This is a genomic window from Roseomonas fluvialis (assembly GCF_022846615.1).
Taxonomy (GTDB): Bacteria; Pseudomonadota; Alphaproteobacteria; order Acetobacterales; family Acetobacteraceae; genus Neoroseomonas; species Neoroseomonas fluvialis.
The window spans coordinates 4,816,367-4,831,114 of sequence record NZ_AP025637.1 but is presented as its reverse complement, the minus strand read 5'-3'; the positions used below and the strand labels follow the sequence as shown (position 1 = coordinate 4,831,114).

The 14,748-nt window shown below is 72.5% G+C and carries 16 protein-coding genes; 13 read left to right on the top strand and 3 right to left on the bottom strand.

Annotation, left to right across the window (positions count from 1 at the left end):
- Positions 1-2: 2 nt before the first annotated feature.
- On the bottom strand, positions 3-728 hold the full coding sequence (gene gloB / locus MWM08_RS23135; protein ID WP_244408873.1) for a hydroxyacylglutathione hydrolase: 726 nt from the start codon (positions 726-728) through the stop codon (positions 3-5).
- Positions 729-796: 68 nt separating this feature from the next.
- Between gloB and MWM08_RS23130 the strand changes: the two genes are divergently transcribed.
- Together MWM08_RS23130 and MWM08_RS23125 are read left to right on the top strand one after the other, a co-directional pair.
- A complete protein-coding gene (locus MWM08_RS23130) occupies positions 797-1,501 on the top strand; it encodes a class I SAM-dependent methyltransferase (protein ID WP_244408872.1) in 705 nt (234 codons plus the stop codon).
- A gap of 239 nt (positions 1,502-1,740) precedes the next feature.
- Positions 1,741-2,436, top strand: coding sequence for a ribonuclease activity regulator RraA (locus MWM08_RS23125; RefSeq protein WP_244408870.1), 696 nt, complete (start codon positions 1,741-1,743; stop codon positions 2,434-2,436).
- 81 nt (positions 2,437-2,517) lie between these two features.
- Here MWM08_RS23125 and MWM08_RS23120 read toward each other — a convergent pair whose 3' ends face one another.
- Positions 2,518-3,282 (bottom strand): hypothetical protein, encoded by a 765-nt coding sequence (locus MWM08_RS23120; RefSeq protein WP_244408868.1) that lies wholly within the window; start codon positions 3,280-3,282, stop codon positions 2,518-2,520.
- Between the two features lie 85 nt (positions 3,283-3,367).
- Here MWM08_RS23120 and MWM08_RS23115 point away from each other — a divergent pair, with 85 nt between their 5' ends.
- The 8 genes from MWM08_RS23115 (at position 3,368) to rho (ending at position 11,716) form a co-directional block, all read left to right on the top strand.
- The gene (locus MWM08_RS23115; protein WP_244408866.1) at positions 3,368-5,128 is read left to right on the top strand and encodes a hypothetical protein; all 1,761 of its coding nucleotides are present in this window, start codon (positions 3,368-3,370) and stop codon (positions 5,126-5,128) included.
- Positions 5,125-5,988, top strand: coding sequence for a DUF2272 domain-containing protein (locus MWM08_RS23110; RefSeq protein WP_244408865.1), 864 nt, complete (start codon positions 5,125-5,127; stop codon positions 5,986-5,988). Before MWM08_RS23115 ends, MWM08_RS23110 begins: the two co-directional genes overlap by 4 nt.
- Positions 5,985-7,094: an NADH:flavin oxidoreductase/NADH oxidase gene (locus MWM08_RS23105; protein WP_244408863.1), complete on the top strand. Its 1,110-nt coding sequence runs from the start codon at positions 5,985-5,987 to the stop codon at positions 7,092-7,094. The genes MWM08_RS23110 and MWM08_RS23105 overlap by 4 nt, the downstream gene beginning before the upstream one ends.
- A gap of 156 nt (positions 7,095-7,250) precedes the next feature.
- On the top strand, positions 7,251-8,150 hold the full coding sequence (locus MWM08_RS23100) for an alpha/beta hydrolase (protein ID WP_244408861.1): 900 nt from the start codon (positions 7,251-7,253) through the stop codon (positions 8,148-8,150).
- A gap of 31 nt (positions 8,151-8,181) precedes the next feature.
- Positions 8,182-9,129 (top strand): Bug family tripartite tricarboxylate transporter substrate binding protein, encoded by a 948-nt coding sequence (locus MWM08_RS23095; RefSeq protein WP_244408859.1) that lies wholly within the window; start codon positions 8,182-8,184, stop codon positions 9,127-9,129.
- Positions 9,130-9,194: 65 nt separating this feature from the next.
- Positions 9,195-9,488, top strand: coding sequence for a DUF1330 domain-containing protein (locus MWM08_RS23090; protein ID WP_244408857.1), 294 nt, complete (start codon positions 9,195-9,197; stop codon positions 9,486-9,488).
- Complete coding sequence (gene hemJ, locus MWM08_RS23085) at positions 9,485-9,937, top strand: protoporphyrinogen oxidase HemJ (RefSeq protein WP_244408856.1); 453 nt, start codon at positions 9,485-9,487, stop codon at positions 9,935-9,937. The genes MWM08_RS23090 and hemJ overlap by 4 nt, the downstream gene beginning before the upstream one ends.
- Positions 9,938-10,441: 504 nt before the next feature.
- Complete coding sequence (rho, locus tag MWM08_RS23080; protein WP_244408855.1) at positions 10,442-11,716, top strand: transcription termination factor Rho; 1,275 nt, start codon at positions 10,442-10,444, stop codon at positions 11,714-11,716.
- A 214-nt stretch (positions 11,717-11,930) separates the two neighbouring features.
- Here the strand turns inward: rho and MWM08_RS23075 are convergent, their stop codons facing one another.
- Positions 11,931-12,665, bottom strand: coding sequence for a hypothetical protein (locus MWM08_RS23075; protein ID WP_244408854.1), 735 nt, complete (start codon positions 12,663-12,665; stop codon positions 11,931-11,933).
- 75 nt (positions 12,666-12,740) lie between these two features.
- Here MWM08_RS23075 and MWM08_RS23070 point away from each other — a divergent pair, with 75 nt between their 5' ends.
- From MWM08_RS23070 to MWM08_RS23060, 3 genes are all read left to right on the top strand, one after another.
- Positions 12,741-13,298 carry an HD domain-containing protein gene (locus tag MWM08_RS23070; protein WP_244408853.1) on the top strand — a complete coding sequence of 186 codons (558 nt, stop codon included), beginning with the start codon at positions 12,741-12,743 and terminating at the stop codon, positions 13,296-13,298.
- A 79-nt stretch (positions 13,299-13,377) separates the two neighbouring features.
- The gene (nudC, locus tag MWM08_RS23065) at positions 13,378-14,301 is read left to right on the top strand and encodes an NAD(+) diphosphatase (RefSeq protein ID WP_244408852.1); all 924 of its coding nucleotides are present in this window, start codon (positions 13,378-13,380) and stop codon (positions 14,299-14,301) included.
- Positions 14,298-14,597 carry a phosphoribosylamine--glycine ligase gene (locus MWM08_RS23060; protein WP_244408850.1) on the top strand — a complete coding sequence of 100 codons (300 nt, stop codon included), beginning with the start codon at positions 14,298-14,300 and terminating at the stop codon, positions 14,595-14,597. Before nudC ends, MWM08_RS23060 begins: the two co-directional genes overlap by 4 nt.
- Positions 14,598-14,748: the final 151 nt, after the last annotated feature.

The window sequence follows — 14,748 nt, the reverse complement described above, 5'->3', positions numbered from 1 at the left end:
TTTCAGCGGAAATTGTCCTTGGCGGCGCGGATGCGCGCCAGGGCGGCGACATCGGCGGCGCGCAGGAAGGGGTTGGCGTCGGCTTCCTCGCCGATCGTGGTGGGCAGGGTCGGCCGGCCCTCGGTGCGCTGGCGCGCGATCTCGGCGGCGCGGGCCTGCAGCGCGGCGTTGTCGGGGTCGATGCTGAGCGCGAAGCGGGCATTGCTCTCGCTGTATTCGTGGCCGCAGCACACCAGCGTCTCGGGCGGCAGGGCGGCCAGCGCGGCCAGGCTGTCGAACATCTCGGCGGCGGTGCCTTCCAGCAGCCGTCCGCAGCCCAGCGAGAACAGGGTGTCGCCGCACAGCAGGATCGCGCAGTCCGGCAAATGAAAGGCGATGTGGCCGCGGGTGTGCCCATCGCTCGCGATCACGTCGACCGGCACGCCGAACAGCTCGAAGCGCTCGCCGGGCTTCACCGCGAGGTCGAGCTTCGGCAGCCGGTGCGCATCCGCCGCGGCCCCCACCACCGTACAGCCGTAGCGCTTCACCAGGTCGGCCACGCCGGCCACGTGGTCGCCGTGATGGTGGGTCAGCAGGATGGTGTCGATCCGCCCGTCCAGGGCATCGGCGGCGGCGATCACGGGGTCGGCCTCGCCCGGGTCGCAGACCGCGAGGCGCCCATCCGAGGCCCGCAGCAGCCAGGCATAGTTGTCGGAAAGACACGGCACCGGCGTCACGGTCAGGGGCATGGTCGGTAACTCCTCCGGCGGGGCGCGGGGGCATCCCAACCCGCCACGCGGACCCCTATATCCTCCGCATGGGCGGCGAGGTCCACGGGCTCGGAACATTCTACGCATCGGCGAACGGCGCCGCGGCGGGGCGGTTGCTTGCGCAACGGCTGCGACGCACCTGGCCCCGCCTGGCCGGCCAGTCGGTGCTCGGAATCGGCCATGCGGCGCCCTACCTCGACCTCTGGCGGGGCGAGGCGGCGCGCTGCATCGCGCTGTCGCCCGCGCAGCTCGGCCTCGCGCGGTATCCGGCGCAAGGCCCGGCCAGCGCCCTGGTCGCGGAGGAGGATTCGCTGCCCTTCCCCGACCTGTCCTTCGACCGCGTCCTGCTGGTCCATGGCCTCGAGATGGCCGAGAACGCGCGTCGCCTGCTGCGCGAGACTTGGCGCATCCTGAAGGATGATGGCCGGCTGCTGGTCGTTGTCGCGAACCGGCGGGGGCTGTGGGCGCAGATGGAGCATACGCCCTTCGGGCACGGGCATCCCTATTCGCCGGGTCAGGTCTCGCGCCTGCTCGCGCGCCACATGTTCCATGTGGAACACCGCGATTCGGCGCTGTTCACGCCGCCCTGGGGGCCGTGCCTGCGCGCCGGCGCGGGGTGGGAACGCCTGGGCCATGCGGTCTGGCCCGCGCGCTATGCCGGGCTTGCGATCGTCGAGGCGGTGAAGGACCTCGCCTGCGCGACGCCGGCCGGGCTGGTGCAGGTGCCGCGCCGGGTGCTGGCCCCCGCGTGACAGACCGCTTGAGGCTGCGCCGTGCGGCGCAGTCTGCAGCCCGGCACCGGCCGGCTCGCGCACCCGGCCACCCGTCGCGCCGCAGGCGCGCTATTCGCGCGACGGCAGCATCCTGGTTGGGTGGCCGGGTGGGGGAGCGGGCCGGTGCCGGCATTCCCAAACGGTCCCAGACCGGCCCCCCCTTGCCGGGCGGCGCCCCCCCTGCGATGGACGCGCTCTCGTTCTCCGGAGACACGCCCATGACCCCCGCCCAGAAGACCGCCCTCGAAGGGGTGTGCACCGCCACGCTGACCACCGTGCTGCTCAAGAAGGGCGTGCGCTTCTGCTACATCGCCGGCTCGCGCCCGATCGTGCCGGGCAGCGGCAAGCGAATCGTCGGCCCCGCCTTCACGCTGCGCTTCACGCCGACGCGCGAGGACCTCGCGACCGTCGATTCCTGGTCCTCCCCGCGCAGCACGCGTGCGGCCATCGAGGAGATGCCGGAGGGCTGCGTCGCGGTGGCGGATGCGATGGCCTCCACCGCCGCGGGCATCTTCGGCGACATCCTGTGTGCGCGCATGGCCAAGAAGGGCGTCGCCGGCCTGGTCACCGACGGCGTGCTGCGCGATGGCGCGGGCGTGATCGGCACCGGCCTGCCGGTGTTCTGCCAGGGCTATGTGGCGCCCGCTTCCGTCGCCGCGCTGAACTTCGTGGGCTGGCAGGAGACCATCGGCTGCGGCGGCGTCACAGTCATCCCCGGTGACATCATCGTGGCCGACCAGGACGGCGCCGTGGTGATCCCGGCCGCCATGCTGGATGCCGTGGTGGAGGCCGCGGTCGAGCAGGAACGCCTGGAAGCCTGGATCATGACCGAGGTCGAGCGCGGCGTGCCGCTGCCCGGCCTGTATCCCCCCAATGCCGAGACCAAGGCGCGCTACGAAGCCACGCGCAAGTGACCGCCCGGCGCGCGTGGCGGGCGCTCCACGCGCGCTGATGCGCCACGCGCCCCTGGCGCGATGACACGCCGCGCGCGCCGCCTATTCCAGCACGACGCGCGAAGGCGTGACGACCACCCCGTTCGACCGCCCGCCGGCGCCGAAGGTCTCGATCCGCGTGGCATAGCCCTGCGCCGCCACCATGCCGGTCGCGATGTCGATCGCCACGCGCGCGAAGATCGCCACGCGCGCATCCGATTCGCCGCCGCGCAGCCGCCCGGCCAACTCCACCGCGCAGCGCGCCAGCAGCACCGGACGCCCGCCCATCGCGGCCGTGCCCTCGGGCCGGCAGGTGCCCCCGCGCGGCGACCCGGCGACGGGCAGGGAGACATCCTCGCGCGGGGCGAAGCGGCGGCGTTCCAGGCTGAGTGTGCCGAACTGCTCCCGCCACGCTGCCAGCAGCCCGTCGCGCGCGGCATCGGGCGCCGGTGCGGTGCCGTCTGGGCGCAGCGCGGCGAATTCCTGCACCCGACCATCCACATCCCGCAGCGCCGAGATGCGCAAGCCGAGCTGCTGCTGCACCAGCACTAGGCGCGTCGCGTTGCCTTCCGGGCGCGCCTCGGCCACGGCCAGGCAGTCACGCTGCGGCGGGCGGCCGGGGCGCGGGGTGTGCTCGCGGCACAGGCTGCGCCAGGGGCCCCAGGCACTGCCGCCGACCGCGACCGGGGCGACCAGTGGCCGCACCGCGCCATCCAGCGTCAGCGCGGGCGCGGTGGCGCGCCAATCGCCCGGCTGCGCGGCGGCCGGCGTGCCGACCGCCAGGCCACCGGCCAGCCACGCCAGCGGCAGGGATGCGCGTACCCTCATGATGCGGCGGCGTGGCGGCTGATGCACGGCACTGTCATTCTCCGACCCTATCCCGCCCCCGCCCGGCGCGGCTAGAACGACAGGCATGAGCGGCAATGGCATGGATGCGGTGCGCGAAGGGCTCGCGCGGGGCCTCGCGCGTTTTCTCGCGCCTGCGCGCCTGCCCGACGGCTATGCGCCCGCTTTTGCCACGCAGCCGCGCGGGCAGGTCTTCGACCTCGCCGCCAATGCCGCAGCGGCCGAGGCGCTCGCGCATCCGCTGCTGGGCGGCGCCGAGGGCGCGCTCGACCTGCTGCTGTCCTTCCAGGGGGCTGGCCGCGCCCCCCAGGCGCTCGGCCCGGCCCGCGTCACGGTCGAGGACGAGACGCCGCGTTCGTTCGACATCCGCACCCCGCACCACCGCTTCACCGGCAACCTGAAGCGCGGGGAGATCGAGCAGCGGCTGCATGGCGAGGACGGCCCGCCCGCCATCCTGCACGGCGGCAACCTGGTCGAATTCACCTGGCGCGGCCGCAAGCACTGCCTCGATGTCGAGGACGCGATCACCACCACCGGGATCGAACCCGTGCCCGGCGGCGTGCTGCTGTTCCATGAAAGCATCGTCGGCGGGCGCGGTCGTTTCTCCCGCGCCGCGTCGCAGGACCTTGCACGGCTGCGCTACGCGTATGAGGTGCGCGCGGACAGCCCGGTGGTCACGCTGACCGTGACGCTCACCACCGCGCCGGGCATCACGCTGGATCGCGTGCGCATCACCACCGCCTGCGACGGCATGAGCGACCAGCGGTTCGCGACGCTGGTGCTGGGCGAGGGGGCCGAGGCGCGGCACAGCGACAGCCCGGCGGGCGACAACATCACCGTGCAGGACGGCCCGGTCGCCTGTTTCGGCGCGTTGCAGGGGCGGCCGGCGCGGCAGGCGCTGGCGCTGTCGATCCGTCCGTGCGGGCCGGCGCCGCTGCTCAGCGTGAAGGCCAGCGGGCCCGAGCCGCGCCGCCTGCACTGGCTGCTGGCGCGCTACGCCGAAGCGCGGCTTGGCCCGGGGCAGGCGCTGGTGGCGCGCGAGGAACGGCTGGTGCTGCGTGGTCTGGACGCGCCGCTGGCCGTGCCGCGCGGGGCGGATGCCGCCAGCGCGGCGCCGGCCGGGGCGATCGCGCTGGCGCTCGCGACCCACGCGGCGCTGGCGAACGGGCCGCGCGGTGCCGCACTGCGCGCCGCGGCACTGCACGCGCTCGGCGCCTTTGAGCCGGATGGCGCGACGCCGGCGGACCTGGCGCAGGCGCTGATGGCCGCGGATGCGCTGCGCCAGGGCGCCGGCGATCCGTCGCTCGCGTCCCGCGCCGCGGCGATCGAGGCCGCGCTGGTCGCGACACAGCGCGAGTCCGGTGTATTCCGTGATGCCGGCGATGCGCCCGCGACGGTCGGCGGCCACGCGGCGGCGCTGCTGGCGCTGGCGCGGCGCGGCAGGCCGCCGGAACAGCCGCTCCGGCGGGGCATCGCTGCGCTTGGCCTCGCCACGCTGGCGGGACCGATCGACACGCTGGCGTTGCGCGGCGAGGGCGATCCCGCCGCGACTGGCACCGAGGACCTCGCGCGCTTGCTGCGCGCACTGCGCGCCGTGCAGGCGGCGCGCGCCGCCGGCGCCATGGCGCTGCCCGAGGATGCGGCGAGGCGCCTCGCCTTCCTGGCCGCGACCGCGATGACGCTGTTGCAGGGCCGCATCCGGCCCGAGGGCGAAGTGCTGGTGGTGTCCGGCGGCGCGCCGGGCACGGCGCCGACACTGGGCGCCCAGGTGGCGGCGCTGGCGGCGCTGGTGCCGCCCGAGGCGACGCAGGAGCGGGCGGCCGCATGATCGGTACGACGGACCTTGTGGCCGCGCGCGTGCGGCGTGCCGCGCCGCACCGGCATCTGGCCGCCTGCCTGTCCGCGGTGCTGATGCTCGGGCTGCTGCAGGCCTGCGCGGCACCCCCGCCGGTGCCGGCCGCGATCGAGGCGCCGCTCTCCTACCCGCCCAGCGCGCGCGAGCGCATGCTGCGCATCGCCACCGCGGAATGGGAGGAGTGGGGTCGCCAGACCTCCGACAGCGCACCGGGCACGCGGGAGACCGATGTGGCGAATTTCCCGCGCGTGCTGGCCTATTGGCGCGCGGTTCCGGAGGGCGACGGGCCGGTCGCGCGCAATCGTGCGCGCTACTACTACGGCAGCGCCGACCTGTGGCGCGAACCGGCCTGGTCGGCGGCCTTCATATCCTTCGTGATGCGCAGCGCGGGGGTGGACCAGCGGGAATTCCCGCCCTCGGCCGCGCATGCCTTCTACATCGATGCGATGATCCTGGACGCGCAGCGTTTCCCGGCGCAGGCCCCCTTCATCCCGCACGAGGTCGCCGCGCGCGCGCCGCAGGTGGGCGACCTGGTCTGCGCCGATCGTTCCTCGCGCCCGATCAGTTCGTGGCGCGAGCGCGCGGCCGACCGCGGCGCCTTCCGGCCCACCCATTGCGACATCGTGGTGCGCGTGGCGCCCGGCGTGGTCGAGGCGATCGGCGGCAACCTGCGCGACGCCGTCACCCTTGCCGTGATGCCGACCGACGCGAGCGGCCGCCTGCTGCCGCGCGGCCGTGGCGAACCGCGCTTCTTCGCCGTATTCGAGAACCGCCTGGGGCGCCTGCCGCCCTTCGCGCCACCACCACCAGCCAACGGGGCACCGCCATCGTGACCGACCTGTTCTCTCCCTTCACCTTGCGCGGCGTCACGCTGAAGAACCGCATCGGTGTCGCGCCCATGTGCCAGTACTGCGCGAAGCCGGATGGTTTCCCGACCGACTGGCATCTCGCGCACCTGGTCTCGCGCGCGGTGGGCGGTGCCGGCGTGACCATCGCGGAAGCCACCGCCGTCACGCCCGAGGGGCGCATCAGCCCCGGCGACCTTGGCATCTGGTCCGATGCGCATGTCGCGCCGCATGCGCGCCTTGCCGCGGCGATCGCGGCGGTGGGGTCGGTGCCGGGCATCCAGATCGCGCATGCCGGGCGCAAGGCGTCGCGCAACGCGCCGTGGCTGCATGGGCCGGCGGACCCGTCCTGGACCTGCATCGCTCCCTCGGCCGAGGCCTTCGGCGACTTCGCGGTGCCGCAGGCGATGACCGAGGCGCAGATCGGCGCGACCATCGCCGACTTCGTCGCGGCGGCGAAGCGCGCCGTGCAGGCGGGCTATCGCTTCATCGAGATCCATGCCGCGCATGGCTACCTGATGCACCAGTTCCTCAGCCCGCTGTCGAACCGCCGCAACGATGGCTGGGGCGGGGATTTCGACGGGCGCACGCGCATCGTGACCGAGACCTGCGCGGCCGTACGCGCCGCGATCCCGGCGGACCTGCCGCTGGCGATCCGCGTGTCGCACACCGACTGGGTCGAGGGCGGCTGGACCACGGAGGAGACGGTCGAACTGGCGCGCCGCGTGAAGGCGCTGGGCATCGACCTGGTGGACGTCTCCTCGGGCGGCAACGACCCACGGCAGAAGATCGCGCTGGTCCCGGGCTACCAGGTGCCGGGTGCGGCGGCGGTGCGCGAGGCCGGCGTGCCGGTCGCGGCCGTGGGCCTCATCACCGAGCCCGAGCACGCGCAGTCCATCCTGAGCGAAGGCAAGGCCGACCTGATCTTCCTGGCGCGCGAACTGCTGCGGAACCCGTACTGGCCGCTGCACGCCGCGGCGAAGCTCGGCCGCACCGATGCGCTGGCGATCCCGCCGCAATATGACCGCGCCTGGGGCGCGCTGGGCAAGGTGACAATGGACATGGCCGTCGCGCAGCCGCAGCCGGCGCTGTGACAGGGCGCGCCCGCGCCGGCTAGCGCGGGTTCCGTCCGCCCTGGTTCACCTCAAGGCCGCTAGCTGCCTGCTTTCGCGAGCAGCTTCACCCGATCGGACGATTCCGTCTGATCTGGACCTGCTCTAGACTCGCGCCTGCAACGCTGGAGGCAGGCCATGGCCGAGATCGACGGTGTCCGCGCACTGCTGACCGGACGGCCGCGCCCGGTCGGCTGGTCGGAGCGGCGCGCGCGCATCGAGGAGGTGGCGGCGGCAGACCCGCCGCCGCCGGGCATCGCTTTCGCGCCCACGACCATCGCCGGCATTCCCGCCGAATGGTCCGAGGCGCCGGGTGTCGATGCCGCGCGCGTGCTGCTGTTCCTGCATGGCGGCGGGTATTGCTCGGGGTCGATCGTCAGCCATCGCACGATGGCATCCCGCGCCGGCGCGGCGGCGGGGATGCGCGCGCTGGCGCTGCAGTATCGCCTCGCGCCCGAGCATCCCTACCCGGCGGCGCTGGAGGATGCGCGCACCGCCTTCGCCGCGCTGCTGGCCGAGGGCTTCCGCCCGGCCGACATCGTGGTGGGCGGCGACAGCGCCGGTGGCGGTCTCACGCTCGCGCTGATGGTCGCGCAGCGGGATGCGGGGCTGCCGCTGCCGGGATGCGCCTGGCTGGCTTCGCCCTGGGTCGACCTGGCGACGACCGGGGCGAGCATGGACGCGAAGGATGGCGTCGATCCGCTGATCCATCGCGGCTACCTCGAGGAATTGTCGGCCGCCTATCGTGGCGGCGTGGCGGCGGATGATCCGCGCGTCTCGCCGCTGCACGCCGACCTGCGCGGCCTGCCGCCGGTGCTGGTGCAGGTGGGGTCCGCCGAGACGCTGCTGGACGACGCGGTGCGCATCGCCGGGCGGCTGGGCGCGGCGGATGTGCCGGTGCGGCTCGAGGTCTGGCCGCACATGATCCACGCCTGGCCGTTGTGGTCGGCGCGGCTGGCGGAGGGGCGTCGCGCTCTGGCCTCGGCCGGCGCCTTCCTGCGGGCGCGGGGGTTTCCCGAGGCGGCGGCAACGGCGTAGCCTCCCCGGCAAAGCCAGGGAGGGCGGCATCATGCGCAAGGGATTGATCGCGGCGGCATTCGGCCTGCTTGTCGCCGCTTCGGCGACCGCGCAGGAGGCGTTTCCCTCGCGCACCATCACGCTGATGGTCGCCTATCCGCCCGGCGGCAACACCGACCTGATGGCGCGCGCGCTGCAGCCGGAACTCACGCGCGCGCTGGGGCAGACCGTGGTGGTGGTGAACCGCGGTGGCGCGGCGGGCACGATCGGGTCCGCGGAACTCGCGCGCGCGCGGCCGGACGGCTACACCATCGCGATCACGCCGAACAACCCGATGACGGCGCAGCCGCACGCCATCGCGCTGACCTACGGGCTCGACAGCTTCCGCTTTCTCTGCCGCGTGTATGACAACCCGCAGGTGGTGATCCTCGGGCGCAACGCGCCCTTCAGCGACTTCGCCGGGCTTGTCGCGCATGGGCGCTCCGCGCGGGAGGCGCTCGTCTATGGCGCGCCGGGCAATGCCAGCACGCAGCACATCCTGATGGCCGCGCTGCTGAAGCGCGCCGGCGTCGAGGGGCTGATGGTGTCCTTCACCGGCGCGGGGCCCATGAGCCAGGCGGCGATGGGCGGGCAGATCCAGGCCTTCATCGAGGCATCGTCGATCCCGGCCTCGACGGGGCTCACCCCGATCGCGGCGGTTTCCGCGCAGCGGCTGCCGCATCTGCCGGATGTGCCGACGGTCGCGGAGCTTGGCTTTCCGGTGCAGGGGAGTTCGCATGGCGGGCTGATCGCGCCGGCGGGCATTCCCGACGCGGCGGCGGCGGCGATCGAGCGCGCCTGCGAATCCGCGGTGGCCAGCGAGGGCTTCCGCACCACCGCGCAGCGCCTGGCCTCCGTGCCGGCCTTCCTGCCGGGGGCGGCGTTCCGCGAGAGCTTCGCGGCCGAGAGCGCGGCGAACGAGGGCCTGCTACGCGACCTGGGGCTGCTGCGCGCCCGCTGAACCCGCGCGGACTTGTCGCGACGCGAGTGGCGCGGCCATGCTGCGTCGTCACGCTGGAGGACGCCGTGCCGGCCTATCTGATCGTCAACATCACCGTGCATGACCGCGAGGCGTTCGAGGCCTATCGCGCCCAGGCGCCGGCGGTCATCGCCGCCCATGGCGGGCGCTACCTGGTGCGCGGCGGGCCGGTCGAGGTGATGGAGGGCGAGCCCGGTCTCGACCGCGTCGTGGTGCTGGAATTCCCCACCGTGGCGGCGGCGCGCGGCTTCTGCCACAGCGCTGACTACGCGCCGCTGATCGCGCTGCGCCGTGCCGCGAGCACCGCGCATATCGCGCTGGTGGACGGGGTGGCGGCGTGACGATCGACGCGCTTGCGCCGTTCTATCCCTGGGTGAAGGCGATGCACCTGCTGGGCGCCTTCGCCTGGATGGCGGGGCTGTTCTACCTGCCGCGGCTGTATGTCTATCACTGCCAGGTGGCGGCCGGTTCGGCGCAGTCGGAACTGTTCAAGGTGATGGAGCGCCGCCTGCTGCGCGCCATCATGAACCCCGCGATGATCTGGACCTGGGGTTTCGGCTTGCTGCTGGTGCTGACACCGGGCGTGGCGGATTGGACCGCGGGCTGGTGGTGGGGGAAGGTCGTGGGGCTGCTGACCATGACCTGGTTCCACATGGACCTGGCCGCGGCGCGCAAGCGCTTCGAACGTGACGCCAACACGCGCAGCGAGCGCGGCTGGCGCATCATGAACGAGGTGCCGACGCTGGCGCTGATCCTGATCGTGGTGATGGTGATCGCGAAGCCGTTTTGATGTGTCCCTCAAACGGCGGAAGGCCGGCATCCGCCGGCCTTGCCTTCGCGCCATACGCTGGTGCGCTGGCGGCATAGCGTCGTCTGGGCGTGGTCTCGCTTGGCGCGATCCGAGTCGTTTGCGCCCTCAGGCGCGTGGTGCCGGAGGCACGCCTTTGGCGTGGCGCGCCCGCTTCGCGGGCTTGGCTTGCGCGCCGTGGTCTCCCGGAGCGCGGCAGGGCCGCGATCCGTTTGCAGTGGGGGGCGGGACCTTGAAGGCGGGCTCGCAGCTCCGCATATCGCCTGTTGACGGGCGGCCTCAGCCTTCCTAGGGTCCCGTTCGCTTCCCGCCTGCGGCGCGGGGTGCCTCGCGCCTTGTGCCGCGACTTCCTTCCTTCCTCCTCGGGACATTGCCCCTCGCGCCGGTCCTCGGCGCCGATCCGGGCGAGCAGGCAGTGGCTTCCATCGCCGCGCCCGCGGGAATTTCCCGGCCAATCCCCCGCTCTCGGACGCCGTCCAGGATCCAATGCACCTCTCCGAACTCAAGGCCAAAAGCCCCGCCGACCTCCTCGCCTTCGCCGAGGAGCTGAACGTCGAGAACGCATCCACCCTGCGCAAGCAGGACATGATGTTCGCCATCCTCAAGACCCTGGCGGAGAACGACCAGGCGATCTTCGGCGAGGGCACCCTCGAGATCCTGCCCGACGGCTTCGGCTACCTGCGCTCGCCGCAGGCGAACTTCCTGCCGGGACCCGACGACATCTACATCTCGCCCGCGCAGGTCCGGCGCTTCGCGCTGCGCACCGGCGATACGGTCGAAGGGCAGATCCGCGCGCCGAAGGATGGCGAGCGCTACTTCGCGATGCTGAAGGTCAACAACATCAATTTCGAGCCGCCCGAGGCGCTCAAGCATCGCATCAACTTCGACAACCTGACGCCGCTCTATCCGAACCGCCGGCTCAAGATGGAGAACCCGGAGGTCGAGAGCGTCGCGAAGTCCCCCGCCAAGGACAACACGCACCGCGTCATCGACCTGATCGCCCCCATCGGCATGGGCCAGCGCGCGCTGATCGTCGCACCCCCGCGCACCGGCAAGACCGTGATGCTGCAGAACATCGCGAAGAGCATCAGCGCGAACAATCCCGAAGTCTTCCTGATGGTGCTGCTGATCGACGAGCGGCCCGAGGAAGTCACCGACATGGCGCGCACCGTGCGCGGCGAGGTCGTGGCCTCCACCTTCGACGAGCCGGCCACGCGCCATGTGCAGGTCACCGAGATGGTGCTCGAGAAGGCCAAGCGTCTGGTCGAGCACAAGCGCGACGTGGTGATCCTGCTGGATTCGATCACGCGCCTGGGCCGCGCCTACAACTCCGTGGTGCCGTCGTCGGGCAAGGTGCTGACCGGTGGTGTCGACGCCAACGCCCTGCAGCGCCCCAAGCGCTTCTTCGGCGCGGCGCGCAACATCGAGGAAGGCGGCTCACTGACCATCATCGCCACCGCGCTGATCGACACCGGTTCACGCATGGACGAGGTGATCTTCGAGGAATTCAAGGGCACCGGTAACAGCGAAATCATCCTGGACCGCAAGCTGTCCGACAAGCGCGTGTTCCCGGCCATCGACATCACCAAGTCCGGCACCCGCAAGGAGGAGCTGCTGGTCGATCGCGGCACGCTGTCCAAGATGTGGGTGCTGCGGCGCATCCTGAACCCGATGGGCACGCAGGACGCGATGGAGTTCCTCACCGACAAGCTGAAGTACAGCAAGACGAACCAGGACTTCTTTGATGCGATGAACACCTGATCGGTGTTCACCGCATCCGTATCGTCGGGCACGCCTTCGGCGTGACGCGATGAACACCTGATCGGTGTTCACCGCATCCGTATCGTCGGGCACGCCTTCGGCGTGACGCGATGAACACCTGAGGGTGACCGGCGCGCCCGCATCGTCGGGCACGCCTTCGGCGTGACGCGATGAAGGCCCTCGACGCGGCGGCTTTCCCGCCGTCGCGCCCCGCCTACCGCGGCAAGGGCCGCAACCGCTCAATCGCGCGCCCCAGCGCCGCATCCGCGCGGCGGACATCGCCCGCCGCCAGCGCCTGCTCCGCCATCGCCATCTGCGCGCGCACCTGCTCGACATGCCGCAGGGTCGGCACCGCTTCCGCCATCCCCTGCGCCACCGCCAGTTCCTCGCTCGCCCGCGCACGCCTGCCGCGGATCCAGTCGTCCTGCATGCAGCGGACGCAGATGAAGCTCCGCGCCAGCCGCAATTGCCCGGCCAGCGCGCGCGGGTCGGGCGGGCCGCCCCGCGCCGCGACGCGGCCCTCCGCCTCGATGGCACGGATGGCCGCGTCGATCGCGGCCATCGCCTCCTCTTCCTCCTGCCATCCCAGCACATCGATCCCGTGGCGCACCTGGCGCATCGCCGGCACTGCGCCGGGCAGGGACGGTGCCGCCGCGATCATGTCGCGCGCCGTCTGCAGCTTGTCGCGGCCGATCATCGACCGCCGCGCGGGGTGGTTCACGCCCGACCGCTCGATGTCGTCGTTGCAGCGCGCGCACAGCATGTCGCGGGCGAAGCGCAGCTGGGCGATGATCGCTCGCGCCTCCGGCGTGATGACGGCGCGCGCATCGGGTGGCGCGGGCGTGGCTGCGCCGGCTCGTTGCGCCTGCGCGCCACGCCCGGCCGCCACCGTGGCGAGCATCCCCGCCAGCACTGCCCGCCGTCGCACCACGCCGACCCAGCCCGCCATCGCCGCTGCTCCCGCGCCCCCGGCGACAGCCTATCCCCTTGCGCGCACCCCCGCGACGCCCACAAAGGAGACACCATGAAACCCTGCACGGACCCCGCGGAGATCCTCCGCGCCACCCTGTTCGCCGCGCGCGCCCATGCCGGGCAGGCGCGCAAGGGTGCGGCCGCCGAACCCTATGTGAACCACGTGATCGAGGTCGCTGGCATCCTGGCGGACCACGGCGCGCCGCTGCCCGCCATCCTGGCCGGCCTGCTGCACGACACGGTCGAGGACACCGACTGCACCCATGCCGACCTGGTCGTCGCCTTCGGCGAGGAGGTCGCGGCCATCGTCGCCGAAGCCACCGACGACAAGTCCCTGCCCAAGGAGATCCGCAAGTCGCTGCAGGTCTCCCACGCGCCCAAGAAGTCGGATGCGGCAAAGCAGCTCAAGCTGGCCGACAAGATTTCCAACCTGCGCGCCATCGCCGACAGCCCGCCGGCCAACTGGAACCATGCGCGGCGCACCGAATATGTCGGCTGGGCAGGGCGTGTGGCCGCGGGCTGCAAAGGCGTGAACCCCGCACTCGACGCACTGTTCGACGAGACCTATCGCGACGCCCTGGCGCGCCTGGCGGAGGAGATGCGGGGGTAGCGCCGGCTCGCCCCTGCGGCTCACGCCCGATGCCCCCCCGATGGACGCGCGCGGAGCCACATGGCACCTTCCGGCCTGCATGCTTTCCATCCCCGCCAGCCGCCCCAATGCCTATACCGGCAGCCCGCTCGACCGCGCCGGCGAGAAGCGCGACGATGCCGAGTTCATCGCTGCCGCGCTCACCCACCCCGACACGCTCTTCGCGCCGGTCTGGCGTGCGCGCTCGCTCATGAAGGGTGTCGCGGAAGGCCGGCCCGAAGCCGTGCTGCTGACCGGCGCAGCGGCCGAGGCGGTGCGCATGGCCGATGGCCCCTGGGCCTTCCTCGGCCTGTGGGAGGGCAGGCCGGTCTTCGCGGTGGATTGCTCGACCGCCGACGACCCGCTGCCGCTGCTGCCCGACGGCATGGGCACCTTCACCGACCTGCGCCAGGTGGCCGGCCTGCTGCCGGCCGGCGAGGCGAGCGTGCTGGCACATGCCCGCGGCATCATGCACTGGCGCGTGAAGCATCGATTCTGCGGCGTGTGCGGCAGCCGCTGCGAACCGCGCAGCGCCGGCAACGTCATGGTCTGCCAGGGGTGCGGGGCGCAGCATTTCCCGCGCACCGACCCCGCCGTCATCATGCTGGTGGTGCGCGAGGATGCCTGCCTGCTCGGCCATTCCCACCGCTTCCCGAACGTGACGATGTATTCGACGCTGGCCGGCTTCGTGGAACCCGGCGAGAGCCTCGAGGAAGCGGTGCGGCGCGAGGTGAAGGAGGAAGCCGGCATCGATGTCGGCGAGGTCTGGTACCATTCCTCGCAGCCCTGGCCGTTTCCGTCGTCGATCATGCTCGGCTTCCATGCCGAGGGGCTGTCGGAGGACATCCACATCGACCACGACGAACTGAAGGACGCACGCTGGTTCACACGCGACCAGATCCGCAACCACCAGGCGCTGGGGTTCTCCCTGCCGCGCGCGGATTCCATCGCGCGCCGCCTGATCGAGGATTGGATGGGCGCATGACGCGCGCGCTGCTGATGCTTGCGCTCCTGGGCCTCGGTGCCTGCCAGCAGGGCGGCGTCTGGGCGAACGTGCCGCGCGACGACAGCCCCGACGGCCAGGCCTGCCGTCGCGAGGCGGCCGACGACCCCGAGGTGCGGCGGATCAGCGGCACCGCGACGTCAGGCAACCTCGCGCAGGATGAACGCGTGCGCGAGGAACTGCTCGCGGCCCTGCCGCGCGCCTGGCGCACCTGCATGACGCGCCGCGGCGCTCTGCCGCCTGGCGGGGTCGAGCAGGTTCGCCGCACGACCTTCTGACATGGGCCGCGCTACCTTTTGACTCGTGCCGCGTGCCCGAACGGGCGCCGCGGGTTATCTGGCGGGCCAGAGGAAACCTGAGGTTTCCGGTCACACCGATGGCGTGCCTCCGGCATGACGCGCACGGCGTGCCTACCCGGCACGTCACGCG

Excerpts from the sequence above, each read along its gene's own strand:
- gloB (WP_244408873.1), bottom strand. The coding sequence starts at position 728 with ATGCCCCTGACCGTGACGCCGGTGCCGTGTCTTTCCGACAACTATGCC.
- MWM08_RS23130 (WP_244408872.1), top strand. The coding sequence starts at position 797 with ATGGGCGGCGAGGTCCACGGGCTCGGAACATTCTACGCATCGGCGAAC.
- MWM08_RS23125 (WP_244408870.1), top strand. The coding sequence starts at position 1,741 with ATGACCCCCGCCCAGAAGACCGCCCTCGAAGGGGTGTGCACCGCCACG.
- MWM08_RS23120 (WP_244408868.1), bottom strand. The coding sequence starts at position 3,282 with ATGAGGGTACGCGCATCCCTGCCGCTGGCGTGGCTGGCCGGTGGCCTG.
- MWM08_RS23115 (WP_244408866.1), top strand. The coding sequence starts at position 3,368 with ATGAGCGGCAATGGCATGGATGCGGTGCGCGAAGGGCTCGCGCGGGGC.
- MWM08_RS23110 (WP_244408865.1), top strand. The coding sequence starts at position 5,125 with ATGATCGGTACGACGGACCTTGTGGCCGCGCGCGTGCGGCGTGCCGCG.
- MWM08_RS23100 (WP_244408861.1), top strand. The coding sequence starts at position 7,251 with ATGGCCGAGATCGACGGTGTCCGCGCACTGCTGACCGGACGGCCGCGC.
- MWM08_RS23095 (WP_244408859.1), top strand. The coding sequence starts at position 8,182 with ATGCGCAAGGGATTGATCGCGGCGGCATTCGGCCTGCTTGTCGCCGCT.
- rho (WP_244408855.1), top strand. The coding sequence starts at position 10,442 with ATGCACCTCTCCGAACTCAAGGCCAAAAGCCCCGCCGACCTCCTCGCC.
- MWM08_RS23075 (WP_244408854.1), bottom strand. The coding sequence starts at position 12,665 with ATGGCGGGCTGGGTCGGCGTGGTGCGACGGCGGGCAGTGCTGGCGGGG.
- MWM08_RS23070 (WP_244408853.1), top strand. The coding sequence starts at position 12,741 with ATGAAACCCTGCACGGACCCCGCGGAGATCCTCCGCGCCACCCTGTTC.
- nudC (WP_244408852.1), top strand. The coding sequence starts at position 13,378 with ATGCTTTCCATCCCCGCCAGCCGCCCCAATGCCTATACCGGCAGCCCG.
- MWM08_RS23060 (WP_244408850.1), top strand. The coding sequence starts at position 14,298 with ATGACGCGCGCGCTGCTGATGCTTGCGCTCCTGGGCCTCGGTGCCTGC.